Origin of the sequence: Streptomyces diastatochromogenes, from assembly GCF_002242805.1 — a bacterium.
In the GTDB taxonomy this organism is placed as follows: domain Bacteria; phylum Actinomycetota; class Actinomycetes; order Streptomycetales; family Streptomycetaceae; genus Streptomyces; species Streptomyces diastatochromogenes.
Genome location: NZ_MCGQ01000017.1, coordinates 145,189 through 170,564, shown reverse-complemented (window position 1 = coordinate 170,564; position 25,376 = coordinate 145,189). Strand labels below are relative to the sequence as shown.

The 25,376-nt window shown below is 70.6% G+C and carries 23 protein-coding genes and 1 tRNA gene; 10 read left to right on the top strand and 14 right to left on the bottom strand.

What is annotated here, in order from left to right:
• Positions 1 to 225: 225 nt before the first annotated feature.
• From BEK98_RS22380 to BEK98_RS22370, 3 genes are all read right to left on the bottom strand, one after another.
• Positions 226 to 299: transfer RNA gene (locus BEK98_RS22380), tRNA-Pro, on the bottom strand.
• A 66-nt stretch (positions 300 to 365) separates the two neighbouring features.
• Positions 366 to 1,124 carry a Pr6Pr family membrane protein gene (locus tag BEK98_RS22375; RefSeq protein WP_094218412.1) on the bottom strand — a complete coding sequence of 253 codons (759 nt, stop codon included), beginning with the start codon at positions 1,122 to 1,124 and terminating at the stop codon, positions 366 to 368.
• 114 nt (positions 1,125 to 1,238) lie between these two features.
• On the bottom strand, positions 1,239 to 2,165 hold the full coding sequence (locus BEK98_RS22370) for a metallophosphoesterase (protein WP_094218411.1): 927 nt from the start codon (positions 2,163 to 2,165) through the stop codon (positions 1,239 to 1,241).
• Between the two features lie 168 nt (positions 2,166 to 2,333).
• On the opposite strand from BEK98_RS22370, the gene BEK98_RS22365 reads away from it, so the two are divergent.
• Complete coding sequence (locus BEK98_RS22365; RefSeq protein WP_094218410.1) at positions 2,334 to 2,801, top strand: GatB/YqeY domain-containing protein; 468 nt, start codon at positions 2,334 to 2,336, stop codon at positions 2,799 to 2,801.
• Between the two features lie 132 nt (positions 2,802 to 2,933).
• Here BEK98_RS22365 and BEK98_RS22360 read toward each other — a convergent pair whose 3' ends face one another.
• Positions 2,934 to 5,231 (bottom strand): transglycosylase domain-containing protein, encoded by a 2,298-nt coding sequence (locus BEK98_RS22360; RefSeq protein ID WP_094218409.1) that lies wholly within the window; start codon positions 5,229 to 5,231, stop codon positions 2,934 to 2,936.
• 456 nt (positions 5,232 to 5,687) lie between these two features.
• On the opposite strand from BEK98_RS22360, the gene wblA reads away from it, so the two are divergent.
• Positions 5,688 to 6,026, top strand: a complete 339-nt coding sequence (wblA, locus tag BEK98_RS22350) for a transcriptional regulator WblA (protein ID WP_023547781.1) — start codon at positions 5,688 to 5,690, stop codon at positions 6,024 to 6,026.
• A gap of 254 nt (positions 6,027 to 6,280) precedes the next feature.
• On the opposite strand, the gene bagB is transcribed toward wblA, so the two are convergent.
• Together bagB and bagA are read right to left on the bottom strand one after the other, a co-directional pair.
• Positions 6,281 to 7,666: an ATPase BagB gene (gene bagB, locus BEK98_RS22345; protein ID WP_094218408.1), complete on the bottom strand. Its 1,386-nt coding sequence runs from the start codon at positions 7,664 to 7,666 to the stop codon at positions 6,281 to 6,283.
• Positions 7,663 to 8,640, bottom strand: a complete 978-nt coding sequence (gene bagA / locus BEK98_RS22340; RefSeq protein ID WP_094218407.1) for an ATPase BagA — start codon at positions 8,638 to 8,640, stop codon at positions 7,663 to 7,665. Before bagA ends, bagB begins: the two co-directional genes overlap by 4 nt.
• 108 nt (positions 8,641 to 8,748) lie before the next feature.
• Between bagA and sp36 the strand changes: the two genes are divergently transcribed.
• The 4 genes from sp36 (at position 8,749) to BEK98_RS22320 (ending at position 11,156) form a co-directional block, all read left to right on the top strand.
• Positions 8,749 to 8,919 (top strand): Sp36 family protein, encoded by a 171-nt coding sequence (gene sp36 / locus BEK98_RS49090; RefSeq protein WP_094218406.1) that lies wholly within the window; start codon positions 8,749 to 8,751, stop codon positions 8,917 to 8,919.
• Positions 8,916 to 9,380 (top strand): RidA family protein, encoded by a 465-nt coding sequence (locus BEK98_RS22330; RefSeq protein ID WP_094218405.1) that lies wholly within the window; start codon positions 8,916 to 8,918, stop codon positions 9,378 to 9,380. The genes sp36 and BEK98_RS22330 overlap by 4 nt, the downstream gene beginning before the upstream one ends.
• Positions 9,381 to 9,447: 67 nt before the next feature.
• Positions 9,448 to 10,329 (top strand): NUDIX hydrolase, encoded by an 882-nt coding sequence (locus BEK98_RS22325; RefSeq protein ID WP_094218404.1) that lies wholly within the window; start codon positions 9,448 to 9,450, stop codon positions 10,327 to 10,329.
• A complete protein-coding gene (locus BEK98_RS22320; protein ID WP_094218403.1) occupies positions 10,326 to 11,156 on the top strand; it encodes an MBL fold metallo-hydrolase in 831 nt (276 codons plus the stop codon). The genes BEK98_RS22325 and BEK98_RS22320 overlap by 4 nt, the downstream gene beginning before the upstream one ends.
• 19 nt (positions 11,157 to 11,175) lie before the next feature.
• Here BEK98_RS22320 and BEK98_RS22315 read toward each other — a convergent pair whose 3' ends face one another.
• Both BEK98_RS22315 and BEK98_RS22310 read right to left on the bottom strand, forming a co-directional pair.
• Entirely contained in the window at positions 11,176 to 11,997 is an 822-nt protein-coding gene (locus BEK98_RS22315) for a nucleotidyltransferase (protein WP_094218402.1), read from the bottom strand.
• 138 nt (positions 11,998 to 12,135) lie between these two features.
• Entirely contained in the window at positions 12,136 to 12,810 is a 675-nt protein-coding gene (locus tag BEK98_RS22310; protein ID WP_094218401.1) for a Crp/Fnr family transcriptional regulator, read from the bottom strand.
• 312 nt (positions 12,811 to 13,122) lie between these two features.
• On the opposite strand from BEK98_RS22310, the gene nth reads away from it, so the two are divergent.
• Genes nth through BEK98_RS22295 form a run of 3 tightly spaced genes read left to right on the top strand, consistent with a single transcriptional unit; the run spans position 13,123 to position 15,899 of the window.
• Positions 13,123 to 13,938, top strand: a complete 816-nt coding sequence (gene nth / locus BEK98_RS22305; RefSeq protein WP_094218400.1) for an endonuclease III — start codon at positions 13,123 to 13,125, stop codon at positions 13,936 to 13,938.
• A gap of 52 nt (positions 13,939 to 13,990) precedes the next feature.
• Positions 13,991 to 14,686, top strand: a complete 696-nt coding sequence (locus BEK98_RS22300) for an NUDIX hydrolase (RefSeq protein WP_094218399.1) — start codon at positions 13,991 to 13,993, stop codon at positions 14,684 to 14,686.
• 13 nt (positions 14,687 to 14,699) lie between these two features.
• Entirely contained in the window at positions 14,700 to 15,899 is a 1,200-nt protein-coding gene (locus BEK98_RS22295; RefSeq protein ID WP_094218444.1) for a MarP family serine protease, read from the top strand.
• A gap of 27 nt (positions 15,900 to 15,926) precedes the next feature.
• Here the strand turns inward: BEK98_RS22295 and BEK98_RS50075 are convergent, their stop codons facing one another.
• The 6 genes from BEK98_RS50075 to BEK98_RS22265 all read right to left on the bottom strand — a co-directional run bounded on the left by BEK98_RS50075 (position 15,927) and on the right by BEK98_RS22265 (position 23,780).
• Positions 15,927 to 16,106 (bottom strand): hypothetical protein, encoded by a 180-nt coding sequence (locus tag BEK98_RS50075; protein WP_094218398.1) that lies wholly within the window; start codon positions 16,104 to 16,106, stop codon positions 15,927 to 15,929.
• 128 nt (positions 16,107 to 16,234) lie between these two features.
• Positions 16,235 to 17,170, bottom strand: coding sequence for an alpha/beta fold hydrolase (locus BEK98_RS22285; protein ID WP_094218397.1), 936 nt, complete (start codon positions 17,168 to 17,170; stop codon positions 16,235 to 16,237).
• Positions 17,167 to 17,655: a phage holin family protein gene (locus BEK98_RS22280; RefSeq protein ID WP_094218396.1), complete on the bottom strand. Its 489-nt coding sequence runs from the start codon at positions 17,653 to 17,655 to the stop codon at positions 17,167 to 17,169. The genes BEK98_RS22285 and BEK98_RS22280 overlap by 4 nt, the downstream gene beginning before the upstream one ends.
• A gap of 67 nt (positions 17,656 to 17,722) precedes the next feature.
• The gene (nhaA, locus tag BEK98_RS22275) at positions 17,723 to 19,165 is read right to left on the bottom strand and encodes a Na+/H+ antiporter NhaA (RefSeq protein WP_208643192.1); all 1,443 of its coding nucleotides are present in this window, start codon (positions 19,163 to 19,165) and stop codon (positions 17,723 to 17,725) included.
• Between the two features lie 208 nt (positions 19,166 to 19,373).
• Complete coding sequence (gene acs / locus BEK98_RS22270) at positions 19,374 to 21,329, bottom strand: acetate--CoA ligase (protein WP_094218394.1); 1,956 nt, start codon at positions 21,327 to 21,329, stop codon at positions 19,374 to 19,376.
• Positions 21,330 to 21,446: 117 nt separating this feature from the next.
• A complete protein-coding gene (locus BEK98_RS22265; RefSeq protein WP_094218393.1) occupies positions 21,447 to 23,780 on the bottom strand; it encodes a bifunctional SulP family inorganic anion transporter/carbonic anhydrase in 2,334 nt (777 codons plus the stop codon).
• Positions 23,781 to 24,113: 333 nt separating this feature from the next.
• Here BEK98_RS22265 and BEK98_RS22260 point away from each other — a divergent pair, with 333 nt between their 5' ends.
• Positions 24,114 to 25,376, top strand: a complete 1,263-nt coding sequence (locus BEK98_RS22260) for a polysaccharide deacetylase family protein (RefSeq protein WP_094218392.1) — start codon at positions 24,114 to 24,116, stop codon at positions 25,374 to 25,376.

The following is a 25,376-nucleotide window of genomic DNA, read 5'->3' as shown; positions in this document are numbered from 1 at the left end:
CCGCCCCTCTGCCGAGACCCGCCGGGCGCTCCGCGAGCCCGGCAAGGAGCTGGGCGGCGGCAGCAGGCAGAAGAAGGAAAAGAAAGGGAAGCGCGAGCGGCAAGAAAGGGCGGAAGATCCGTCGGCCGAGGACGGTCGGCAAGAGTCATGGCGGTTGCTGTAATCCGCTGCTGTACGCACGACAGAGGCCCATTCGCGATCAAGCGAATGGGCCTCTGGCCTGTGTCGGGGTGGCGGGATTTGAACCCACGACCTCTTCGTCCCGAACGAAGCGCGCTGCCAAGCTGCGCTACACCCCGATGTCGCTGCTGCTCGCGGCGACGTCGTTTACTTTAGCCCACTGGTGGCCGGAGACGAAATCCGGTTTAGGCGCCGCGGCGGACCGGGGTCGGGCGGGTGTGGTCCAGGGCGATCAGGAGGACTGCCAGGGCGTACATCGCGAGGCCGACGAGGAGGGCGTTCGCGAGGGTGTGGCGGTAGCCGTGGGCGTCGGCGTCCAGGAAGGGGTAGAGGTAGCGGGCGGGGGTGGATGGGGGGATGAAGGCTGCCCGGATCAGGGAGAAGGCCAGGTAGGCCAGGGGGTAGAGGAGCCAGGTCGCTGCCTGGCGGAGGTGCAGGCGGGCCGCGGGGGTGAGGAGGAGCCAGTCCAGGACGGCCGCCAGGGGGACCACCGTGTGGAGGACCTGGAGGGCTGCCCACTGGGCGTGCCAGCGGGCGGGGGGTGCGGTTGCGTCCGTCATGGCGAACGGGGGCGTCGTGTGTGCCAGGAGCAGGTGGTAGACCAACGCGGTGATCACGGCGTAGAGGAGTGTGGCGCCTGTCACGGACGAGGGGAGCGGGCGGCGGGCCCGCCAGGCCCTGGATGCCGACAGGAGCATGACCACTGCCAGCAGGATGGTGGTCTGGACGCTGAAGTAGCTCAGGGTCCGGGCGGGGGTGCCCAGGAGGAGTTCCAGGGCGACGCCGGCCGCCGCGGCCAGGGCGGTCAGGAGGCGGAATATCGCTACCAGGGGGCGGCGGACCGGGGGCACCACCGCCGTGGCCGGGACCGGGGCGGGCAGCAGGAGGGGCGGGCCCGGGACCGCGGGCAGGTCCGGGATCTCCCTGGGTATGGGGGCGGTCATGCCCTCACGCTAAGCAAGAGGGAGGAAAGGGGCCATCCGGGGCAGTCCGGGTGGGTTACGTCGAAGTCGCAAGTCGCCGGGTGCCCCGGAAGAACAGCCCAGCCCCCAGTCCCCTTACTCCCGCCCCACCAACGTCAGCAACGTCGCCTCCGGCGGGCACGCGAAGCGGACAGGGGTGTAGCGGTTCGTTCCGCAGCCCGCCGACACGTGGAGGTAGGACGTACGACCCTCCGCCGTGTGCGTGGACAGGCCCTTCACGCGGTCCGTGTCCAGGTCGCAGTTGGTGACCAGGGCGCCGTAGAAGGGGATGCACAGCTGGCCGCCATGGGTGTGGCCGGCCAGGATCAGGGGGTAGTCGTCCGCCGTGAAGGAGTCGAGGACGCGCAGGTAGGGGGCGTGGACGACGCCCATCGAGAAGTCGTACGTGCCGGAGGGGCCGCCCGCCACCCGGGTGTAGCGGTCGCGCTTGATGTGGGGGTCGTCCAGGCCGGTCAGCTCGATCGACACGCCCTCGACCTTCAGCACACCCCGCGTGTTCGTCAGGTTCAGCCAGCCCGCCGCGTCGAAGCCGTCCCTGAGGTCCTCCCAGGGGTTGTGGATCACGCCCACCGCCGGCGGGTTGCCGTTCAGGCCGTGGCGGCCGCTGGTCTTCTCCAGCAGGTAGCGGGCGGGGTTGCGGAGTCGGGGGCCGTAGTAGTCGTTGGAGCCGAAGACGTACGCGCCCGGGAACTCCATCAGCGGGCCGAGAGCGTCGAGGACCTCGGGGACGCCCTCGGGGTCCGAGAGGTTGTCGCCCGTGTTGATCACGAAGTCGGGGCGCAGGCCCGCCAGCGACTGCAGCCACCGCTGCTTCTTGCGCTGGCCGCCGACCATGTGGATGTCGGACACCTGGAGCAGGCGCAGCGGGCGCATGCCCGGCGGGAGGACCGGGACCGTCACTCGTCGGAGGCGGAAGGAGCGGGCCTCGAAGCCCGCCGCGTACGCCAGTCCGGCGGCGCCTGCCGCCATGATTCCCAGGGGTACTCCGTATCGCGCGCGCATATGACCATCGTGTCAGACCGTGGTGTCCCCAAAGACCGGCCGCACCACCTCCGCACCACCTCCGGACAACCCCGAGACCGGCCGCCGGGTGACCCCCAGGGCTCCCGAAGCCGACCGCCCTGTAAATGCGCGGGCGCCCCGGGTGTCGTACCTGCGACAATCGACCCCATGACCACCACGCTCAAGGCGAAGCTGCACGACGACCTCAACGCCGCGATCAGGGAGCGCGACGAGCTCCGCTCCTCGACGCTCCGGCTGACGCTGACCGCGATCACCAAGGAGGAGGTCGCGGGCAAGGAGAAGCGCGAGCTCTCCGACGACGAGGTGCAGAAGGTGATCACCCGCGAGGCGAAGAAGCGCCGTGAGGCGGCCGACGCCTTCGCGCAGGGCGGTCGTCCCGAGCAGGCCGAGCGGGAGAAGGCGGAGGGCGAGATCCTCGCCGCGTACCTGCCCAAGCAGCTGTCCGACGACGAGCTGAACGCGATCGTCGCCCAGGCCGTCGAGGAGGCGAAGGCGGCCGGTGCCGAGGGGCCGCGGGCCATGGGTGCCGTGATGAAGATCGTGAACCCGAAGGTGGCCGGCCTGGCCGAGGGCGGCCGCGTCGCCGCCGTGGTGAAGAAGCTCCTCCAGGGCTGAGCCCGTTCGGTACGAGTACTACTGAGTGGGAGTACTACTGCTCAGGAGTACTCCCACTTACGGGTACTACTACGGCGGGGCCGCACCTCGGTGATGAGGTGCGGCCCCGCCGTCATGCCAGGAAGGTCCGGGCTAGCCCCGCGTGCCCCCGTTCCCGTTCTTCCCGCCGTTGCTCTGCCCCTCGATGAAGCCGCCGGGGAGGGAGAACGTCGGCGTGGGGATGGTGCCGCCGGTGGTGTCACCCGTGGTGCCGCCGGTCGTTCCCCCGTCAGTGACGCCGCCGATCAGCCCGCCCGTGCTGTCCCCATTCTTCCCGCCGCCGTTCCCCCGTCCTTTTCCCCGGCCTTTCCCGTTTTTGTCGTCGTCGGGGATGTCGATCAGGTTGAAGTCCGGGGCCGCCTTGCCCGCCAGGGCGCCGGTCATGGCGTCCTTCCAGATCGGTCCGGGGACCTGACCACCGAAGACGAGGTCGTGGTAGACCCCGCCGATGCTGATCTGGGTCATCTTCACGTTCTGCTTGGCGCTGCCGACCCAGACCGCACCGGCCAGGTTGGGCGTGTAGCCGACGAACCAGGCGTTCTTCCGCTCGTCCGTCGTACCCGTCTTGCCCGCGCTCTCCCGGTCGCTCAGGCCCGCCTGCTGGCCGGTACCGGAGTCGACCACGCCGCGCAGCAGCGTGTTGACGGTGTCGGCGGTCTTCTCGCTCATCGCGCGCGAGCAGGTCGACTTGGGGACCTCGAGCGACTTCTGCTCGTTGCCGATCTTCTGGGTGATCGACTCGATGGCGACCGGCGTGCAGTACATGCCCCGCGCGGCGAAGGTGGCGTACGCGTTCGCCATGGTCAGCGGGGAGAGGCCGATCGAACCGAGGGCGATGGAAGGGGTCTCCGGGAGCTTCGAGCCGTCGCCCTGCACCACATGCAGCGCGTCGGTCATCTTCACCACCGGGCACAGACCGATGTCGGAGATGAGCTGCACGAAGTAGGTGTTGATGGACTTCGCCATCGCCTCCTTCATGCGGTACGGGCCCTTCTCGGACTCGTTCTCGTTCTCTACCGTCTCGCCCTTGGTGTTGACGTAGGGGTTGCTGCTGCACCGCTGGACCGGGCTCGGGTAGTTCATCTTGTACGGCGCCGAGTACGCCTGCGTCGCCGGCTTGCCGCCCTCGATCGCGGCCGCGGCCACGAACGGCTTGAACGTCGAACCGGTCGGGAAGCCGTAGTTGGAGCCGCCCATGTCCCGGTTGACCGAGAAGTTGTACTCGGTCTCGTTGTTGCCGTAGCCGAAGGGCTTCGACTGGCCCATCGCCAGGACCTTGCCGGTGCCGGGCTCGACCAGGGTGGCCGCCGCGGCGACGCTGTCGGACTTGTAGACGTGCTCCTTCAGGGAGGCCTGCACGGACTCCTGCGCCTGCGGGTCCATCGTCGTACGGATGGTGAGGCCGCCGCGGTTCCAGAGCTGGGCGCGCGCCTCGCGGGTCTTGCCGAAGGTCGGGTCGGTCAGGAAGACGTTCTCGACGTACTTGCAGAAGAAAGCGGCGCCCTTGGTGGCCGTGATGCAGCCGTTCTTCGGCTGGCTGACATGCAGCCCGAGCGGCTTCTCCTTGGCCCGGTCGGCCTCCGCCTGGGAGATGTCGCCGACCTCGGCCATGCGCTGCAGGACGGTGTTGCGGCGCTTGGTGGCCTCGGCCTCGTCGTTCACCGGGTCGTAGCGGCTCGGGGACTGGACGATGCCGGCGAGCAGCGCCGACTGCTGCAGGTTCAGGTCCTTGGCGTGCTGGGAGAAGTAGCGCTGGGAGGCGGCCTCGACGCCGTAGGCCTGCTCGCCGAAGAAGGTGATGTTCAGGTAGTTCTCGAGGATCTTCTTCTTGCCCAGCTTCTCCTCGATCTGGATCGCGTACTTCAGCTCGCGGACCTTGCGGCCGAGGGTCTGCTGGGTGGCCTCGGCGACCTTCGTGGGGTCGTCGCCGGCCTCCTCGATGAAGTAGTTCTTCACCAGCTGCTGGGTGAGCGTGGAGGCGCCCTGGGAGACCCCGCCGCTCTGCGCGTTCTTGTTCAGGGCGCGCAGCACGCCCTTGAGGTCGATCGCGCCGTGCTTGTAGAAGCGGGAGTCCTCGATCGCGACGATCGCCTTCTGCATGTACGGCGAGATGTCCTTGAGCTCCACCACCGTACGGTCGCGGGAGTAGACGGTCGCGAGCTGGTTGCCCCGGCTGTCCAGTATGGTCGTGCGCTGGCTGAGCTGAGGGCTCTTGAGGTTGGCCGGGATCTCGTCGAAGCCCTTGACCGACCCCTTGGCCGCGAGTCCGAGCGCGCCGGCGGCGGGCAGCGCGATGCCCGCCATCACGGCTCCCGCGAGCACACTGACACCGAGGAACTTGGCGGCCTGCTGCGTTGCCGACAGGCCACCGCCCGAGCGCTTCTTTGGCATGGGGGCAGCCTAAACCGTTGTGATGAGCGGTCCATCACGGCACGGCAAAGCGGGTCGCGTACCTTCTCATTCGCCGGACACGCGCGCAGGCCTTGGCCTAAGCTGCTCTCAACTGTCACAGCAGTGCGGCCACGTATCAATACGTCCGGCGACCCCGAATCGTTCCGGAAGTACCCCGACTTTCTGGTGGGGGCGTGTCCGAATCCGCCTCGTGTGTCACCTGGCGCCCGGTGTGGCGCATCACGGCTGTCCCGGTTTGCCGGGATGATCACGCATGTCGCCAGCTCACTCCCGCGGGTGATCTGCCGCTTACCCATAGTCCGTTCGGGCCATTCAAGATTGGGCCCGAAGGGGGTGTTGCGCTGTCCCCACCTTCCGTAACGTCCTCAACTGGCGGCGGTGAATATGCCGCTGCCGCCGTGGGGGAGCCTCGATTCGGGAGAGGACGGCGCCGGTATGGGCTGGGTAACCGACTGGAGTGCGCAGGCTGCCTGCCGCACTACCGATCCGGATGAACTGTTCGTTCAAGGAGCAGCGCAGAACAGGGCCAAGGCGGTGTGCACCGGATGCCCGGTACGCACCGAATGCCTGGCCGATGCGCTGGACAATCGCGTGGAGTTCGGCGTGTGGGGAGGCATGACGGAGCGGGAGCGTCGCGCACTGCTGCGCCGGCGGCCCACCGTGACCTCCTGGCGCAGGCTGTTGGAAACCGCCCGCTTGGAGTACGAGCGAGGCGTCGGCATCGTGCCCCTCGACAGCGACGAGGTGTACGAGCACTACGCGGCGGTGAGCTGAGGGCATCGCCCTTGGCATAGACCCGGGGCCACTCCGACCGGCCATGAGGCATGGGAAGCAACGGTCGGGCGTGTGTCTTGGGGGAACACCCGCTGAACACCTGCCGTGCCGGGGCGCGCCCTTGAGGCGGCGCCCGCCGGGCAGGTGCCCGCCGGGCAGGCGGGTACGCGCGGCGACCCGTCGGCGCACAGCTCAGTCAGCCGTGCGCCCGTATACGACCGGGGCCATGACGGCCGAGACGTCCGGGGTGAGTCCTACGACAGCTCCGTTCGCTCCGCCGCCAGCCGGTCCCCGATGTCGCGCAGGCCCGTGAGGTCGTGCACATCGCCCGGCAGTGCGGGTACCTCGACGACCGCCACCTCGGGGTGGCGGGCGGTGAAGCGGTCACGCGTGCGCTGCTCGCGCGAGAGTAGCTGCATGCGCTCCGCGTGCAGCCTCAGCAGGCCTGCGGTCAGCTGGTCGACGGAACGCTCCGTGTCCGCGTTCGTGTCCGCGTCTGGGGAGCTGTCGTCCGGTGAGTCGCTCTCCACAGCCGGTGAGTCGTCGTTCGAGGCGGGGGAGCCGTCGTCCGGAGCCGGTGTGGCGGAAGCGGGAGATTCTGAACTGCCGTACGTGTCGGGAGAGTTACGAAGTCCAGCTTTCCCGCCCCCCTGATCCACAATGCGGGGCTCCTCAAGATTTTCCGCGGCGGCGAGCGCCCGCTCGGCCGACAGCCGGCCGGCGCCGCTGCCATGGACCCGGTTGAGCACCAGTCCCACCAGCGGCATGTCCTCCGCGGCCAGCCGCTCCACGAAGTACGCGGCCTCGCGCAGTGCGTCCCGCTCCGGGGCCGCCACCACCAGGAACGCCGTACCGGGCGCCTGGAGCAGCTTGTACGTGGCGTCCGCGCGCGTACGGAAACCGCCGAAGGTGGTGTCCATCGCGGCCACGAAGGTCTGGACGTCCTTCAGCAGCTGGCCGCCCAGCAGCTTGCCCAGCGTGCCGGTCATCATCGACATGCCGACGTTCAGGAAGGCCATCCCCGCGCGGCCGCCGAGCTTCGCCGGAGCGGTCAGCAGGCGGATCAGGCGGCCGTCCAGGAAGGAGCCGAGCCGCTTGGGCGCGTCCAGGAAGTCCAGCGCCGAGCGGGACGGCGGGGTGTCGACCACGATCAGGTCCCACTCGTCCCTGGCCCGCAGCTGCCCCAGCTTCTCCATCGCCATGTACTCCTGCGTGCCCGCGAAGCCCGCCGAGAGCGACTGGTAGAAGGGGTTGGCCAGGATCGCGGCCGCCCGCTCCGGGTCCGCGTGCGCCTCGACGACCTCGTCGAAGGTGCGCTTCATGTCGAGCATCATGGCGTGCAGCTCGCCGCCGCCCTCGGTCCCCTTCACCCGCCGGGGCACGTTGTCGAGGGAGTCGATGCCCATCGACTGGGCGAGCCGCCGGGCCGGGTCGATGGTGAGGACGACCACCTTGCGGCCCCGCTCGGCCGCCCTGAGGCCCAGCGCCGCCGCGGTCGTCGTCTTGCCGACCCCGCCCGAGCCGCAGCACACCACGATCCGGGTCTTCGGGTCATCCAGCAGCGGGTCGATGTCGAGCACGCGCGCGGCGGAGAGGTGCGGGCGGGCGGCGTCCTGCGCCTTTGCCGGGTCCGGACTCATGACAACCCCTGCTTCCGCAGCTCGGTGGCGAGTTCGTACAGGCCCGCGAGGTCCATGCCCTCGGCGAGCAGCGGCAGTTCGTGCAGCGGCAGGTCCAGCTCGCCGAGGACCGCGCGCTGCTCCTGCTCCAGCGCGTGCCGCTCGGCGTACTCCGCGGCCTGCCTCAGCAGCGGGTCCACCAGCCGCTCGGCGTTCCCGCCCCGCCGCGCCCCGCCGAGCCCCGCGGCCGACAGAGCCTGCGCAAGCGAAGAACGCGGCACGGTCCGTACGAGTTCCAGGTCGGTCGCGTCCAGCATCCGGGGCCGGACCATGTTCACGATGACCCTGCCCACCGGCAGCCGGGCCGCGTGGAGTTCGGCGATGCCGTCGGCGGTCTCCTGGACGGGCATCTCCTCCAGCAGCGTCACCAGGTGCACCGCCGTCTCCGGCGACTTCAGCACCCGCATCACCGCCTGCGCCTGATTGTGTATCGGGCCGATCCTCGCGAGCCCGGCGACCTCGTCGTTGACGTTGAGGAAGCGGGTGATGCGCCCGGTGGGCGGGGCGTCCATGACGACGTAGTCGTACGCGAACCGCCCGGACTTGTCCTTGCGGCGCACCGCCTCGCACGCCTTGCCGGTGAGCAGGACGTCCCGCAGGCCCGGCGCGACGGTGGTGGCGAAGTCGACCGCGCCGAGCTTCTTCAGGGCCCGGCCCGCGCCGCCGAGCTTGTAGAACATCTGGAGGTAGTCCAGAAGGGCCAGTTCGGGGTCGATGGCGAGGGCGTACACCTCCCCGCCGCCCGGAGCGACCGCGATCTTCCGCTCCTCGTAGGGCAACGCCTCAGTCTCGAAGAGCTGTGCGATGCCCTGCCGGCCCTCGACCTCCACGAGAAGCGTCCGCTTCCCCTCGGTCGCGAGGGCCAGCGCGAGTGCGGCGGCGACCGTCGTCTTTCCGGTCCCGCCCTTGCCGCTGACGACCTGGAGCCTGCTCACGCCTTCGAGACTAACGAGTCCGGCCGACGGCCACGCGAGAGGCTGTGGATAAACGGCGCTCACGGCCGTCCGCCGGTCCCGTGGGTGACAGCGGATACAGTCGCCACCATGACCAAGAAGTGGGAATACCAGACCGTGCCGCTGCTCATCCATGCCACGAAGCAGATCCTGGACACCTGGGGCGAGGACGGCTACGAGCTCGTCCAGGTCGTGCCCGGCCCCAACCCGGAGTCGCTCGTGGCTTACCTGAAGCGGGAGAAGCAGGAGAAGCACGCGTGAGCGCGGTCGAGGCCAAGCTGGCCGAACTGGGCCTGACCCTGCCGGAGGTCGTACCGCCGCTGGCCGCGTACCAGCCGGCCGTGCGGTCCGGCGTGTACGTCTACACCGCCGGCCAGCTGCCGATGGTGGAGGGCAAGCTGCCGGTCACCGGCAAGGTGGGCGCCGAGGTCACGCCGGAGGAGGCCAAGCAGCTGGCCCGCACCTGCGCGCTGAACGCGCTGGCCGCCGTGAAGTCCGTGACCGGCGACCTGGACCGCATCGCGCGCGTGGTGAAGGTCGTCGGCTTCGTCGCCTCGGCCGCCGACTTCACCGGGCAGCCCGGTGTCGTCAACGGCGCCAGCGAGCTGCTCGGCGAAGTTCTCGGCGACAAGGGTGTGCACGCCCGCAGCGCGGTCGGTGTCGCGGTGCTGCCGCTGGACGCGCCGGTGGAGGTCGAGATCCAGGTCGAGCTGGTTCCCTGAGTTCCCGCAGCCCCGCTGACCTCGGGTGCCTCTCGAACATTCGCCCTACACGGGATAGCCTCCGGCCATGGCGAATGGGCAGTGGTACCCCCAGGAGTGGCCGGACCGCATCCGCGCGCTCGCGGACGGAACCCTCACCCCGGTGTCCCCCAGGCGCGCGGCCACGGTGCTGCTCCTGAAGGACACGGCGGCCGGCCCGGTCGTCCACATGCTGCGCAGACGTGCCTCCATGGCCTTCGCCGGAGGCGCGTACGCGTACCCCGGCGGCGGTGTCGACCCGCGTGACGACGACCGTCAGGTCCGCTGGGCGGGCCCCACGCGCGCGTGGTGGGCGGACCGGCTCGGCGTCGACGAGGCCGGCGCCCAGGCGATCGTCTGCGCGGCCGTCCGGGAGACGTACGAGGAGGCGGGCGTCCTGCTCGCCGGCCTCGACCCGGACTCCGTCGTCGGCGACACCACCGGGGACGACTGGGAGACCGACCGCGCCGCCCTCGTCGCCCGCGACCTCTCCTTCGCGGAGTTCCTCGACCGCCGCGGCCTGGTGCTGCGCTCCGACCTCCTCGGTGCCTGGACCCGCTGGATCACCCCGGAGTTCGAGGCCCGCCGCTACGACACCTGGTTCTTCGTGGCCGCCCTCCCCGAGGGGCAGCGCACCCGCAACGCCTCCACGGAGGCCGACCGCACGGTGTGGATCCGCCCCGAGGAGGCCGCGGCCGGGTACGACAAGGGTGAGCTGCTGATGATGCCGCCCACCATCGCCACCCTGCGCCAGCTGCTCCCGCACCCCACCGCCGCCGAGGCGCTCGCCGCCGCGCCCGCGCGCGACATGACCCCGGTCCTGGCGCGCGCTCGTCTGGAGGAGGGCGAGATCGTGCTGTCCTGGCCGGGGCACGACGAGTTCACCAAGCACATCCCGACTGCTCCGAGCACCGGTGGAGGCCCCGCATGACCGACGCAGCAGCCCTGCCCGGCCAGCCCCGGGGCGGTGTGCTCTCGGGCCCCGCGACCGCACGGGCCGTCAACGTGCTGGCGCCCAACGCCTCCGCGATGACCCTGGACGGCACCAACACCTGGATCGTCGCCGAGCCCGACTCCGAGTCGGCCGTGGTGATCGATCCGGGCCCGCTGGACGACGCCCATCTGCGCAACGTCCTCGACACGGCCGAGAAGGCCGGCAAGCGGATCGCCCTCACCCTCCTCACCCACGGCCACCCCGACCACGCCGAGGGCGCCGCCCGCTTCGCCGATCTGACGGGCACGCGCGTGCGTGCCCTCGACCCGGCGCTGCGGCTCGGTGACGAGGGCCTGGCCGCCGGGGACGTGATCGGCGTCGGCGGCCTGGAGCTGCGGGTCGTACCGACCCCCGGGCACACCGCGGACTCGCTGTGCTTCCATCTCCCGGCCGACCGGGCCGTGCTGACCGGCGACACCATCCTCGGGCGCGGTACGACCGTCGTGGCGCATCCCGACGGCCGCCTGGGGGACTATCTGGACTCCCTGCGCCGGCTGCGGTCCCTGACCGTGGACGACGGCGTGCACACGGTCCTGCCGGGCCACGGACCGGTCCTGGAGGACGCCCAGGGCGCGGTCGAGTTCTACCTCGCCCACCGCGCCCATCGCCTCGCCCAGGTCGAGACGGCCGTCGAGGACGGCTATCGCACCGCGGCCGAGGTCGTCGCCCACGTGTACGCCGACGTGGACCGCTCCCTGTGGCCGGCGGCCGAGCTGTCGGTGTGGGCCCAGATGGACTATCTCAGGGAGCACGGGCTGATCTAGTCCGGCAGCGGGCCTTCCTCTAGTCCGGCCGTGGGGCTTTGACGCCGTGCACGCGCGCGTACTCCGCGGCGAGCCAGGGGCCGAGGTCGTCCACGTACGACCGCAGGACGTCCGGGGCGCCGACGGGCTCGTAGCCGTACTCCGCCGCCCTGCGCAGCTCGGCGGCCCGCTCGGGGTAGTAGGCGCCGAACACCTCGGCCATCTCGCGCAGATCGCTGGTCCAGCCGTTCCAGCGGGGCATGACGAGCGTGAAGCCGGTGCGGACCAGGTGCCGGGACATGAAGCGCACCAGGGGCCGCCTGGCCTTCTCCGAGTCCCCGGTGGAGGCGATCCGCTCCCGCCAGCGGGGGAGGAGCAGCGCGAGGTCGCCGTTGGTCTCCCGGGCGAGCAGGGAGTCGGGGCGGTAGCGGGGCAGGTACTCGGCGAGGTCGTCCCCGAGCAGCGGGGTGCACAGACAGGCCACGAACCAGCCCAGGTCGTACGTCTCCGGGTCGCTCAGCAGCCGCGCCCGGCTGTACAGCAGCGTGCCCACGCCGTCGATCTGCGGGAACTCCTTGTCGAGCGCCTCACCCAGGGCACGGACGGCCTCCCGGTCGTCGTCGGCGGGCTCGTCGAGCAGGGCGACCAGCAGGTCCAGGTCGCTGCGCCCCACGCGCGCGGTGCCGCGCGGAATCGACCCGTAGAGGTAGGCGCTGTGCAGCCGCGTCCCGAAGGCGTCCAGCAGCCGGTCGCGCGCGGCGGCCACGACCGGACGGAACGCGTGCGGCACGCGCGCGAGGGAGCCCTCGCGCTCGATGAAGCCCCGGGCGTCGAGGCCGTGCGGGACGGGGGGTTCGGGCATGGGCTCACTGTGCCCTGCGGGGAGCGGTCGAGCCGCTTGTTTTTCGGCGCCGGTCAGCACCATCAGCCCGTCCGGCGGTCGAGGACGAGGCCGCTCAGGCTGACAGCGGGGGCCTGGGGGCGGCAGCCCCCAGGCACATCAGCGGGAACGCTTGGCGAGCCGTTCGACGTCCAGCAGGATGACCGCCCGCGCCTCCAGGCGGAGCCACCCGCGCTGGGCGAAGTCCGCCAGCGCCTTGTTCACGGTCTCGCGCGAGGCGCCCACCAGCTGGGCCAGCTCCTCCTGCGTGAGGTCGTGGACGACGTGGATGCCCTCCTCGGACTGCACGCCGAAGCGGCGGGAGAGGTCCAGCAGGGCCCGCGCCACACGGCCGGGCACGTCGGAGAAGACCAGGTCGGACATGGCGTCGTTGGTCTTGCGCAGGCGGCGGGCGACGGCGCGCAGCAGGGCGCCGGCCACCTCGGGGCGCACGTTCAGCCAGGGCTGGAGGTCGCCGTGGCCGAGACCGAGCAGCTTGACCTCGGTCAGCGCGGTCGCGGTCGCCGTACGCGGGCCCGGGTCGAACAGCGACAGCTCGCCGATCAGCTCGCTCGGGCCGACGACGGCGAGCATGTTCTCGCGGCCGTCGGGGGAGGTGCGGTGGAGCTTGACCTTGCCCTCGGTGACGACGTACAGCCGGTCGCCGGGGTCTCCCTCGTGGAACAGCGAGTCGCCGCGTGCGAGGGTCACCTCACTCATGGAGGCGCGAAGCTCCGCGGCCTGCTCGTCGTCGAGAGCCGCGAAGAGCGGGTTGCGCCGCAGAACGTCGTCCACGAGTTCTCTCCTTGTCGACCTGCTCAGGGGATCTTGCTCCCCCTTGGTACCAGGGGACCGTGCTCCCCATTTTGCCGGACGGTCCAAACAGTGTGATCTGTCACAAGGATGCCGCACAGGTGTCCCAAGGTAAGCGGCAGGGGTCCAATCGGGGGCTGATCTTCCGGGTCCGGGGCGGATGTCAGTGCGTGGCTTTAGGCTGGCCGGGTGTCCAAAACGCCGGTGAGAGCACAGGCCAAGGGGGCTGGGCGGGTGGTTGTACGTCGGGATTCCGCTGTGGGCGAACAAGCCTCTGGCGGAAGTAATAAAAGCGTGAAATCAGGACAAAAGGTACCTCGCAAAAAACCGGCTGCCAATGAGTCCCGCACCGCCCTGGTCCGCCGGGCCCGCCGGATCAACCGCGAGCTGGCCGAGGTCTACCCGTACGCCCATCCCGAGCTGGACTTCGAGAACCCCTTCCAGCTGCTGGTCGCCACGGTGCTGTCCGCCCAGACCACCGACCTGCGCGTCAACCAGACCACCCCGGCGCTCTTCGCCAAGTACCCCACCCCCGAGGATCTGGCCGTCGCCAACCCGGAGGAGGTCGAGGAGATCCTGCGCCCCTGTGGCTTCTTCCGGGCCAAGACCCGGTCGGTGATAGGCCTCTCCAAGGCCCTCGCCGAGGACTTCGGCGGCGAGGTGCCCGGAAGGCTGGAGGACCTGGTCAAGCTGCCCGGCGTCGGCCGCAAGACCGCCTTCGTGGTCCTGGGCAACGCCTTCGGGCGGCCGGGCATCACCGTGGACACCCACTTCCAGCGGCTGGTGCGGCGCTGGCAGTGGACCGACGAGACCGACCCCGACAAGATCGAGGCGGCCGTCGGCGCGCTGTTCCCCAAGAGCGACTGGACCGACCTGTCCCACCACGTGATCTGGCACGGCCGCCGCATCTGCCACGCCCGCAAGCCCGCCTGCGGCGCCTGCCCCATCGCCCCGCTCTGCCCGGCCTACGGCGAGGGCGAGACGGACCCGGAGAAGGCGAAGAAGCTCCTGAAGTACGAGAAGGGCGGCTATCCGGGTCAGCGTCTGAACCCTCCGCAGGCCTATCTGGACGCGGGGGGCAAGCCGGCGCCGCCGCTGGGGGCCGGATGACGGAACGATCTCGGGGCCCTCGGGCGTTGGACACGGCAGGACGGGGGTGGCGATGACGTACACGCACGACACGCACAAGGGTCCGGTCACGCTGAGCAAGAAGGGCCTGCCGGGCTGGCTGGACCCGGTGGTGCGGGCGGCGGAGACGATCGAGCCGCTCCAGCTCAGCCGCTTCCTGCCGCCGGAGAACGGCTCGGGCCGGCAGTCGGCCGTGCTGATCCTGTTCGGTGACGGCGAGCACGGCCCCGAGCTGCTGCTCATGGAGCGGGCCGGCTCCCTGCGCTCCCACGCCGGCCAGCCCTCCTTCCCCGGCGGCGCCCTCGACCCGGAGGACGGCGACGCGCACGGCGAGGGGCCGCTGCGGGCCGCGCTGCGCGAGGCCGAGGAGGAGACCGGCCTCGACCCCGCCGGCGTGCAGCTCTTCGGCGTCCTGCCCGCGCTCTACATCCCGGTCAGCGGCTTCGTCGTCACGCCCGTGCTCGGCTGGTGGCGCGAGCCCAGCCCGGTCGGCGTCGTAGACCCGAACGAGACCGCCCGTGTCTTCACCGTCCCCGTGGCGGATCTCACGGACCCCGGCAACCGCGCCACCACCGTCCACCCCAGCGGTCACCGGGGCCCGGCATTCCTGGTCGAATCGGCTCTGGTCTGGGGATTCACGGCCGGAGTGATCGACCGCCTGCTGCACTTCGCGGGCTGGGAGCGCCCCTGGAACAGGGAGAACGAGGTCCCGCTCGACTGGCGGTCATGACAGGGTGTCGTCCGTGAACGTGCTGGACATCTTGTTGCTGGTCGCCGCCGTGTGGTTCGCGGTCGTGGGCTATCGCCAGGGCTTCGTCGTCGGCATCCTGTCGGTGATCGGGTTCCTCGGCGGTGGTCTCGTCGCCGTGTACACGCTGCCCGTCATCTGGGACGCCGTGACCGACAACGCGGAGGTCGGCACCACCGCCGCCGTCGTCGCCGTGGTCGTCGTCATCGTCTGCGCCTCCATCGGCCAGGCCCTGACCACCCACCTCGGCAACAAGCTGCGCCGCTACATCACCTGGTCCCCGGCCCGCGCCCTGGACGCCACCGGCGGCGCCCTGGTCAACGTCGTGGCGATGCTGCTCGTCGCCTGGCTGATCGGCTCCGCCCTCGCCCAGACCACGCTGCCGACCCTGGGCAAGGAGGTCCGCAACTCCAAGGTGCTCCTGGGCGTGTCGGAGGCGCTGCCCGCCGAGGCCGACACCTGGTTCAAGGACTTCACCTCGGTCCTCGCGCAGAACGGCTTCCCGCAGGTCTTCAGCCCCTTCTCCAACGAGCCGATCAAGGACGTGGAGCCGCCCGACCCGGCCCTGGCGAACAGCCCGGTCACCACCCGGGCCCAGCGGTCCATCGTCAAGGTCACCGGCACCGCCCAGAGCTGCGGCAAGGTCCTGGAGGGCACCGGCTTCGTCTTCGCCGACCGCCGCGTCATGACCAACGCGCACGTGGTCGGCGGCGTCGACGCACCCTCCGTGCAGATCGGCGGCGAGGGCCGCAAGTACAACGCGAAGGTCGTCCTGTACGACTGGAAGCGCGACATCGCCGTCCTCGACGTACCGGACCTGAAGGCGACCGCCCTCCGGTTCACCAACCAGGACGCGGCCGGCGGCGACGGCGCGATCGTCGCGGGCTTCCCGGAGAACGGCTCGTACGACGTCCGTGCCGCGCGCGTGCGCGGGCGCATCACGGCCAATGGCCCGGACATCTACCACCGCGGCACGGTCAGCCGCGACGTCTACTCCCTGTACGCCACCGTCCGCCAGGGCAACTCCGGCGGCCCGCTGCTCACGCCCGACGGCAAGGTGTACGGCGTGGTGTTCGCCAAGTCCCTCGACGACGCCGACACCGGCTACGCGCTCACGGCCGACGAGATCCGGCAGGACATCGCCCAGGGGCGTACGGCGAACGAGCAGGTGGGCACCGACAGCTGTGCCCTGTAAGGGGGTTGGGGAAGCGTCCCGCGAGGTTCAGCCGCGCGGGTGACGCAGGCGCACGGAGACCCAGCGGGCCCGGCGGCGCAGGATGCGCGGAATTCCCACCCTGAGGTCCGCCTCCGCGAGCTGCGGAGTACCGCGCTGTGAGGAGCCAGGCCCTGCGGCCGAGCGGCGGTTGCGGGGTGCGTCACTGTAGTCGTGCGTCCAGCCCATACCCCGACGTGTGCCCCTGCCCCAAGGTCGATAACCGCCTCCGCGCCCCCCAATTGGCCTATGCGGCAGGCATGTGGCCGTTCGAGGGACAACTGTTCAGGAACCGGATACTCCACGCACCGGACCGGTCACCGATCGGGCTCGGGATCCTTGAGCCAGTTGATGAGTTCGGCGGAGAAGGCCGCCGGGTCCTCCTCGTGAGGGAAGTGCCCGAGGCCGTCGAACAGGCGCCAGCGGTACGGGGCTTCGACGTACTCGCCCGAGCCGGCGGCGCTGCGCGTCCGGGTCACCGGATCCAGTGAGCCGTGCAGATGGAGTGTCGGCACCCGGACCGGGCGCTTCATCCTGCGGTTGAACTGGATGCCGTCCGGGCGGGCCAGCGAGCGCACCAGCCAGCGGTACGGCTCGATCGCGCAGTGCGCGGTGGACGGGATGCACATGGCCCGCTGGTACGTCTCCACGTCCGCGTCCTCCGGCAGCCGTGGGCCGGACCACTCGCGGATCAGACGGCCCACCAGCGCGCCGTCGTCGGCGGTCAGCTGACGCTCCGGGATCCACGGCCGCTGGAAGCCCCAGATGTAGGAGCCGGCGGCCGTCTGCCGGGCGTCCCGGAGCATCGCGGAGCGCCAGCGCCGGGGGTGCGGCATCGAGACGACCGCGAGCCGTCGTACGAGCTTGGGCCGCATCGCCGCCGCCGTCCACGCCAGATAGCCGCCCAGGTCGTGGCCGACCAGCGCGGCGTCCGGCTCGCCGAGCGAGCGGATCACGCCCGTGACGTCCAGGGCGAGGTTGGCCGGGTCGTACCCGCGCGGGGTGCGGTCGCTGCCGCCGACGCCGCGCAGGTCCATGGCCACCGCCCGGTACCCCGCGTCGGCGAGCGCGACCAGCTGGTGCCGCCACGTCCACCAGAACTGCGGGAAGCCGTGCAGCAGCAGCACCAGGGGGCCGTCGCCGAGTTCGGCGATGTGGAAACGCGCGCCGTTGGCGGCGACGTCCCGGTGCGTGACCTTCTCCCCATGGGGGAGGTCGATCCTTACGGCCGATGCCGCGGCGGGCTCCGTCATGACGACGAGCGTGCCACAGCCTCGATGGCCTCGGGCGCCCGGTCCTGCGGCAGCTCCGGGCGCGGGTGCGGCTTGGCGTTCTGCAGGACGCCCGCCGTCTCCTTCATCGACGCGGCGACCATCTGCGGGCTCTGGCTCTTCTTGAGCTTCTTCGCGAACATCATGCCGATGAGCGTGAGCAGGCCGGCGACCAGTACGTTCGCCGCGAAGGACAGCAGGAAGCAGACGGCGAGGTTCCAGCCGCTCCAGGTCCGAATGCCGTATGCCAGAGCGAAGTTGAGCATCGGCAGGGAGAACAGCAGCACCATGCCGGCCGCCCCGAACGCGCCGCCGCTCGTCGCGCCGCGCTTGACGTCCTGCCTGAGCTGGGCCTTGGCCAGCGCGATCTCGTCGTGCACCAGCGCCGACATTTCGGTCGTCGCCGAGGCGAACAGCTGGCCGATGCTGCGTTCGGCGCCGACCGGGCTGCCGTCGGGTGCGCTCATCGCGTTCTCCCTCTGAAGTCTTGTCTGCCGTCTTGACGGCCGTCTTGATTTGTACCGTCTCGTCAGATCATGCCGGACGACCGTCCTCCTCGCCTGCCCCGCCCGGCACTTCCTGAAGCCCGTGGCGCGCCGCGGCGGCCTTCTCGGCGGCGATACGGCGGTGCTCGGCGGCCTTGCGTTCGAAGATGTCCGCCATCCGCAGGTGGTAGGCCGGGTCGTCCTGCTCGTAGACGTCCGGGATGCCGTCCCGGTCGTCGTCGCGCTCCTCGTCCTCGCACAGCCTGCGGTAGCGGGCGTTGCGTATCTTCAGCAGCACCGTGGCACACACGGCCGCGATCAGCGATCCGGTGAGGACGGCCGCCTTCACCTCGTCGGTCAGCACCGCGTCGCCCGCGAAGGCCAGCTCGCCGATGAGCAGCGAGACGGTGAAGCCGATCCCGGCGAGGGCGGCCACCGCGAAGACGTCGGCCCAGGCCAGGTCCTCGCTGAGCGAGGCCCGGGTGAAGCGCGCGGTCAGCCAGGTGCCGCCGAAGATGCCGAGCGTCTTGCCGACGACCAGCCCGAGCACCACCCCGAGCGTCTCCGGCTTGGTGACCACATCCCCGAGCGCCCCGCCGGAGACCGACACCCCGGCGCTGAACAGCGCGAACAGCGGTACGGCGAGACCGGCCGACAGCGGCCGCACCAGGTGCTCGATGTGCTCGCCCGGCGAGTGCTCCTCACCCTCACGGGTGGTGCAGCGCAGCATCAGGCCCATCGCCACGCCGGCGATGGTGGCGTGCACGCCGCTGTTGTACATCAGCGCCCAGACGACGACGGCCAGCGGCACGTACACGTACCAGCCGCGTACGCCCTTGCGCAGCAGCAGCCAGAAGACGACCAGTCCGGCGACCGCACCGCCGAGCGCCGCGAAGTTGATCCGGTCGGTGAAGAAGATCGCGATGATCAGGATCGCGAACAGGTCGTCGACCACCGCGAGGGTGAGCAGGAAGGCGCGCAGGGCACTGGGCAGCGAGGTGCCGATGACCGCGAGGACGGCGAGCGCGAAGGCGATGTCGGTGGCGGTGGGCACCGCCCAGCCCTGGGTGGAGCCGTGCCCGGTGAGGTTGGTGAGGGTGTAGACGAGCGCTGGTACGGCCATCCCGCACAGCGCGGCCGCCACGGGCAGCGCCGCCGCCCTGGGGTCGCGCAGGTCCCCGGCGACCAGCTCGCGCTTGAGCTCGATGCCGGCGACGAAGAAGAAGACGGCGAGCAGGCCGTCGGCGGCCCAGTGGGCCACGGACAGGTTCAGGCCGAGGGCGGCCGGGCCGAAGTGGAAGTGGCTGACCGCCTCGTAGCTGTGGTGCAGGCCGGGGATGTTCGCCCACACCAGCGCCGCCACCGCGGCGACGAGCAGCAGGACACCGCCGACGGTCTCGGTGCGCAGCGCGTCCGCGACGAAGGTCCGCTCGGGCAGGGACAGGCGTCCGAGGACCTTGCGGGCGGTGTTCTGGGTGCGGGGCGCGGCCACGGCGGGGACCTCCGGTGGGTAGGCAGGCGGGAGCACATGCCGACCAGACTTCCCGGCACACCTTGAGGATCGTTTCGCGTTGTGGGCTTTGTTTAGTTTACCTAAGGTTGACGCGGGATGCATCCGGTGACCCGCACGATATGCGCGTTACGCGTAAAAGGGGCGCCCGGCGTGTGTGCTCCGCCGGGCGCCCCTTCTGCCGTAGGCCCTAGTCCTCGCTCGGCGCCGCCGGGAGCTTCGCCTGGATGAAGTCCATGACCGTGGAGTCGGTCAGCGTGGTGACGTCACCGAGCTGGCGGTTCTCGGCGACGTCCCGCAGCAGCCGGCGCATGATCTTGCCGGAGCGGGTCTTCGGCAGCTCGGCCACCGGCAGGATCCGCTTCGGCTTGGCGATCGGGCCGAGCGTGGCACCGACGTGGTCACGCAGCTCGCCGATCAGCTTGTCGTCCTCGGACGCCGTACCGCGCAGGATGACGAAGGCGACGATGGCCTGGCCGGTGGTCTCGTCGGCGGCACCGACGACGGCCGCCTCGGCGACCGACGGGTGCGAGACGAGCGCCGACTCCACCTCGGTGGTGGAGATGTTGTGCCCGGACACCAGCATGACGTCGTCCACCCGGCCCAGCAGCCAGATGTCCCCGTCGTCGTCCTTCTTCGCGCCGTCACCGGCGAAGTACTTGCCCTCGAAGCGAGACCAGTAGGTGTCGATGAACCGCTGGTCGTCGCCCCAGATGGTGCGCAGCATCGACGGCCACGGCTCGGTGAGGACCAGGTAGCCACCGCCGCCGTCGGGCACCTCGTTCGCCTCGTCGTCGACGACGGTCGCGGCGATGCCGGGCAGCGCGCGCTGCGCCGAACCGGGCTTGGTCTCGGTCACGCCGGGCAGCGGCGAGATCATCATCGCGCCCGTCTCCGTCTGCCACCAGGTGTCCACGACCGGCGTCCTGTCGGCGCCGATGTGCTTGCGGTACCAGACCCACGCCTCGGGGTTGATCGGCTCACCCACCGAGCCGAGGATCCGCAGGGACGACAGGTCGAACTGCGCGGGGATGTCGTCGCCCCACTTCATGAACGTACGGATCGCGGTCGGCGCGGTGTAGAGGATCGTGACCCGGTACTTCTCCACGATCTCCCAGAACCGGCCCTGGTGCGGGGTGTCCGGGGTGCCCTCGTACATGACCTGCGTCGCGCCGTTGGCCAGCGGCCCGTACACGATGTACGAGTGCCCGGTGACCCAGCCGACGTCCGCCGTGCACCAGAAGACGTCCGTCTCCGGCTTGAGGTCGAACACCGCGTGGTGCGTGTACGCCGCCTGCGTCAGATAGCCGCCGGAGGTGTGCAGGATGCCCTTCGGCTTCCCCGTCGTACCGGAGGTGTACAGGATGAACAGCGGGTGCTCCGCCTCGAACGCCTCCGGGGTGTGCTCGGCGGACTGCCGCTCCACCAGCTCGTGCCACCAGACGTCCCGCTCGCCGTTCCAGGCGACCTCCTGGCCGGTGCGGCGGACGACGAGCACGTGCTCCACGTTGTCCACCCGGTCGATCGCGTCGTCGACGGCCGGCTTGAGCGCGGAGGGCTTGCCGCGCCGGTAGCCGCCGTCGGCGGTGATGACGACCTTGGCGTCCGCGTCCTGGATCCGGGTGGCGAGCGCGTCGGCCGAGAAGCCGCCGAAGACGACCGAGTGCGCGGCGCCGATACGGGCGCAGGCCAGCATCGCGATCGCGGTCTCGGGGATCATGGGCATATAGATCGCGACCCGGTCGCTCTTCTGGACGCCCAGCTCCAGCAGCGCGTTGGCGGCCTTGGAGACCTCGTCCTTCAGCTCCGCGTAGGTGATCGCGCGGCTGTCGCCGGGCTCGCCCTCGAAGTGGATGGCGACCCGGTCCCCGTGCCCGGCCTCGACATGCCGGTCCACGCAGTTGTACGCGACGTTCAGCTCGCCGTCCTCGAACCACTTCGCGAACGGCGGGTTCGACCAGTCCAGCGTCTGAGTCGGTTCCTTGGCCCAGGTCAGCCTGCGGGCCTGCTCGGCCCAGAAGCCGAGCCTGTCAGCCTTGGCCTGTTCGTACGCCTCTGCCGTGACGTTGGCGTGCGCGGCCAGGTCAGCCGGCGGCGCGAAGCGTCGCTCCTCCTTCAAGAGGTTGGCCAGGCTTTCGTTGCTCACGACATCTCCCTTTCCCAGGGTGTCCGTTGTGTCCCAGGCCACAGCTCATCAGACACGGGGGGCCGATGACAAGGGTCGACGGCAAAATTGGTTTAGACCTGTCTGATGAGTGGCCGCTCACACCGGACTGCGCACCTCCTCCACTGCTCGTCCGTCCCCTCTCCCGTCCTCCCTCACGTCCTGGAACACCTGGCCGTCCCCGGTCCCGCCGAGCAGATACGCCTGCGCCTCGCCCACGTGGAAGTACATCCCGTGCAGCTCCAGCGCCCCGGCCGCCAGGGCCCGCGCGACCGAGTCGTGTGCCCGCAGGTGCTCCAGCTGCTGGACCACGTTGGTCAGGCACAGCTGCTCCACCGCGTCGGCGGGCGCCCGCCGGGCCAGCCGGGGCCGGGCGCGGCGGTCGCCGGCCATCCGGGCCAGGCTCGGCAGCCCGTGGCTCAGCCACCGCTTCAGCGGGGTCTCCGGCTCCCCGGGCTCGGCGGTCAGCAGCGCCTGCATCGCCCCGCACCCGGAGTGCCCGCACACCGTGATGGACCGGACCCCGAGCACCTCCACCGCGTACTCGATCGCGGCTGCCACCGAGTCGTCCCCGTGCTCCTCGCCCGGCGGCGGCACCAGGTTTCCGACGTTGCGGACGACGAACAGGTCACCGGGACCACTGGAGGTGATCATCGACGTGACGAGCCGGGAGTCGGCACAGGTGAGGAAGAGCTGCGCGGGCCGCTGCCCCTCCCGTGCCAGCCGTGCCAGCTCCGCCCGTACCAGCGGGGCGGTGTTGCGCTGGAACGAGCTGATGCCACGGGCCAGTTCATGGGATGCCGGGGCGGCGGGGGCCGACGGGGTCCCGGCGAAGCAGGCCTGGTGGTTGCGCCAGGGCGTCCAGGGCCGGCACTGGCACACCGCGGGCGGGGCCGGGTCGGCGGTCCGGACTCCGCTGCGCCGGCCGGCCAGCTCGGCGGAACCGCCCCGCGCGGTGTGGGCGCTCTGCCAGTCCTGCAGTGACTCGTACGCCGCGTGGTCCATGAACGACCCGTCCAACTCCACGACGGCGTGGGCGCCTTGGGGTACGAGATGCAGGGCTCTGCTGAGCCGGGGCACCGCGAGGAACGTCAGCTGGCCTCGTACTTGTACGTGATGGACTCCTTCCTTCTCCTCATGCGTGATACGGGTGCGGGCGAGGCGGTGCAGGGCGAGGGCGACCGCCACGGCGACCCCGAGGGCCACGCCCTCCAGGACACCGAGGAACACCACGCCGAGTGTGGTGGCGGCGTACACCAGCACTTCGCGGTGGCGGGTCACCGTGCGGATGTGGTGCAGGGACACCATCCGGATGCCGACGGCCATCACCAGGGCGGCGAGCGAGGCGAGCGGGATCTGCTCCAGGAGCGGGACCATCAGCAGCGCGGCGACTACTACGAAAACGCCGTGCAGCATCGTGGAGTTCCGGCTCACGGCACCTGAATTCACATTCGCCGAACTCCGCACGGCCACCCCCGCGACCGGCAGTCCGCCGAGCGCCCCGGAGACGATGTTGGCGGCGCCCTGGCCGAGCAGCTCACGGTCGAGGTCCGAGCGCCCGACATGGGCCTGGGGCCCGGTCCGGGCGGCGACCAGCTTGTCCACGGCGACCGCGCCGAGCAGCGATTGCACGCTGCACACCAGGGTGGTGGTGAGCACGGCGGCGGCGATGCCGAGCACCGGGCCCTCGGGCAGCCCGGCCAAGGCGTGGCTGCTCCAGGACGGCAGGTCGACCCGGGGCAGGGCCAGCCCGGTCAGCGCGGCGGTGGCAGTGGCCCCGGCGACGGCGACCAGGGCGGCCGGGACCCTGCGCAGCAGGCGGCCGAGGCGGCCGGGGGTGCGCGGCCAGGCCAGCAGCAGGGTCAGGGTCAGCGCGCTCATCGTCACCGCGGCCGGGTGCAGGTCGGCCAACTGGGCTGGCAGGGCAAGCAGGTTGGCGAGGACGGAACTGTCGGGACTGCCGCCGAGGACGATGTGCAGCTGGGCCACGGCGATGGTGACGCCGATGCCGGCGAGCATGCCGTGCACCACGGCGGGGCTGACGGCGAGCGCACCGCGGGCCACACGCAGGCAGCCGAGGCCCAGTTGGGCGAGTCCGGCGAGGACGGTGATGCCGCAGGTCGCCTGCCATCCGTAGCGGTGGATCAGGTCGGCGGTGACCACCGTGAGGCCGGCGGCGGGGCCGCTGACCTGCAGCGGGCTGCCGCCGAGCCGGCCGGCGACGAGTCCGCCGACGGCGGCGGCGACCAGGCCGGCCTGGAGCGGGGCGCCGGTGGCGAGGGCGATGCCGAGGGACAGGGGCAGAGCGATCAGGAAGACCGCGACGGATGCGGACAGATCGGCGCCCGCTACGAGGAAGCGGCGGCGCGGGGCTTGTGGGGGGCTGTGGGGCGGGTGGGGGTGCTGGGTGCGAGGGGGTGCGCAGGCTGACATGGTCCCGTCTCCTCCGGGCGGCGCGGTCGCGGACTGGGGGTTCCCCACGGGTTGGGGCTCGATCGCGGCCGTGGGGTCACGGCGTGCAGCGGCGGGATGAAATCAACGCTTAGTAAATGAACCGTAATGCAACGTAAAGGTCATACATAGCTTTTCGGGGCAAATGGCGCATCAGGTCACTCCGATGGGTGAAGCGATCATTTCATCGGCTTGTCGTACTAATTCCTTCTCGGCCCCGTGCGACCTTGGCGGCGCTGCCGGTGCAACTCGGCAGATCACCACAAAACGCCCTCGTCAGCGTGGGGCTGAGAGAAGGAAGAAGGTGGGCGGAATATGGCCGCCACCCAAAGGATCGCCGCCGGCGCCGTGGCCGCCGCGGCCTGTGCCGCGTCGCTCGCCGGTTGCGCGAGTTCCAGCGGCACGAAGGAAGGGGCGTCCGGCCCGAAAAAGGGAGCGCCGGCGCCCAACAGCGTGCTCCGTCTGATCGGTGACGGGTCCACCGCGTTCACCGGTGTGCAACCGCGCCTGCCCAGCCCCGAGCGGCTGAAGCCCGGTGAAAAGCCCCCGCAGTTCGTGGTGTTCTCCTGGGACGGCGCGGGTGAGGACAGCCAGAAGCTGTTCTCGCACTTCCGCAAGGTCGCCAAGGAGAACCACGCGACGATGACGTACTTCCTCAGCGGCGTGTACATGCTGCCGGAGGAGAAGCGCGACCTCTACCGCCCCCCGCAGCACTCGCCTGGCAGCTCTGAGATCGGCTTCAACGACGAACAGGGCATCGCCGACACCCTCAAGCAGGTGCGGCTGGCCTGGCTGGAGGGCAATGAGATCGGCACCCACTTCAACGGCCACTTCTGCGGCCCCGACGGTGGGGTCGGCGAGTGGTCGGTGAAGGAGTGGAAGAGCGAGATCGCCCAGGCCAAGGAGTTCGTGAAGACCTGGAAGACCAACACCGCCATGAAGAACGCGGCCCCCCTGCCCTTCGACTACGACAAGGAGCTGATCGGCGCCCGCACCCCCTGCCTGGAAGGGCAGAAGAACTTCATGAAGGCGGCCCGCCAACTGGGCTTCCGCTACGACTCCAGCGGAGTCAACGACCAGGTCTGGCCCAAGAAGAGGGAGGGCCTGTGGGACGTGTCCATGCAGCTGGTCCCCTTCCCCGGGCACACCTATGAACAGCTGACCATGGACTACAACTTCATGGTCAACCAGTCCGGCACACAGACCCAGGGCGACCCCGACAAGTACGACTACTGGGGCGACCAGATGCGCGACGGCCTGCTCAAGGGCTTCTACCGGGCCTACGACGGCAACCGCGCACCCCTGATCATCGGCAACCACTTCGAGTCCTGGAACGGCGGCACCTACATGCGGGCCGTCGACGAGGTGGTGAAGGAGGTGTGCAACAAGTCCGAGGTGCGCTGTGTCTCCTTCCACCAGCTCGTCGACTGGCTGGACGCCCAGGATCCGCAGACGCTGGCGAAGCTGCGCACCCTGGAGGTGGGCGAGGCGCCACGGCAGGGCTGGGCGTCCTTCCTCTCCAGCCACCCGGCTCCGGCGCCGAAGGGAGTCCCCGGGGCGCCGGCGGTCAAGCAGTAG

Bases quoted from the DNA above. Each gene is read 5' to 3' on its own strand.
- bagB (WP_094218408.1), bottom strand. From the start codon at position 7,666: ATGAGTCCGGACCCGGCAAAGGCGCAGGACGCCGCCCGCCCGCACCTC.
- BEK98_RS22320 (WP_094218403.1), top strand. From the start codon at position 10,326: ATGACCGACGCAGCAGCCCTGCCCGGCCAGCCCCGGGGCGGTGTGCTC.
- BEK98_RS22285 (WP_094218397.1), bottom strand. From the start codon at position 17,170: ATGACGGAGCCCGCCGCGGCATCGGCCGTAAGGATCGACCTCCCCCAT.
- BEK98_RS22325 (WP_094218404.1), top strand. From the start codon at position 9,448: ATGGCGAATGGGCAGTGGTACCCCCAGGAGTGGCCGGACCGCATCCGC.
- BEK98_RS22265 (WP_094218393.1), bottom strand. From the start codon at position 23,780: ATGTCAGCCTGCGCACCCCCTCGCACCCAGCACCCCCACCCGCCCCAC.
- sp36 (WP_094218406.1), top strand. From the start codon at position 8,749: ATGACCAAGAAGTGGGAATACCAGACCGTGCCGCTGCTCATCCATGCC.
- BEK98_RS22365 (WP_094218410.1), top strand. From the start codon at position 2,334: ATGACCACCACGCTCAAGGCGAAGCTGCACGACGACCTCAACGCCGCG.
- wblA (WP_023547781.1), top strand. From the start codon at position 5,688: ATGGGCTGGGTAACCGACTGGAGTGCGCAGGCTGCCTGCCGCACTACC.
- BEK98_RS22280 (WP_094218396.1), bottom strand. From the start codon at position 17,655: ATGAGCGCACCCGACGGCAGCCCGGTCGGCGCCGAACGCAGCATCGGC.
- BEK98_RS22300 (WP_094218399.1), top strand. From the start codon at position 13,991: ATGACGTACACGCACGACACGCACAAGGGTCCGGTCACGCTGAGCAAG.
- BEK98_RS22370 (WP_094218411.1), bottom strand. From the start codon at position 2,165: ATGCGCGCGCGATACGGAGTACCCCTGGGAATCATGGCGGCAGGCGCC.
- BEK98_RS22315 (WP_094218402.1), bottom strand. From the start codon at position 11,997: ATGCCCGAACCCCCCGTCCCGCACGGCCTCGACGCCCGGGGCTTCATC.
- BEK98_RS50075 (WP_094218398.1), bottom strand. From the start codon at position 16,106: ATGGGCTGGACGCACGACTACAGTGACGCACCCCGCAACCGCCGCTCG.
- BEK98_RS22360 (WP_094218409.1), bottom strand. From the start codon at position 5,231: ATGCCAAAGAAGCGCTCGGGCGGTGGCCTGTCGGCAACGCAGCAGGCC.
- BEK98_RS22260 (WP_094218392.1), top strand. From the start codon at position 24,114: ATGGCCGCCACCCAAAGGATCGCCGCCGGCGCCGTGGCCGCCGCGGCC.
- BEK98_RS22375 (WP_094218412.1), bottom strand. From the start codon at position 1,124: ATGACCGCCCCCATACCCAGGGAGATCCCGGACCTGCCCGCGGTCCCG.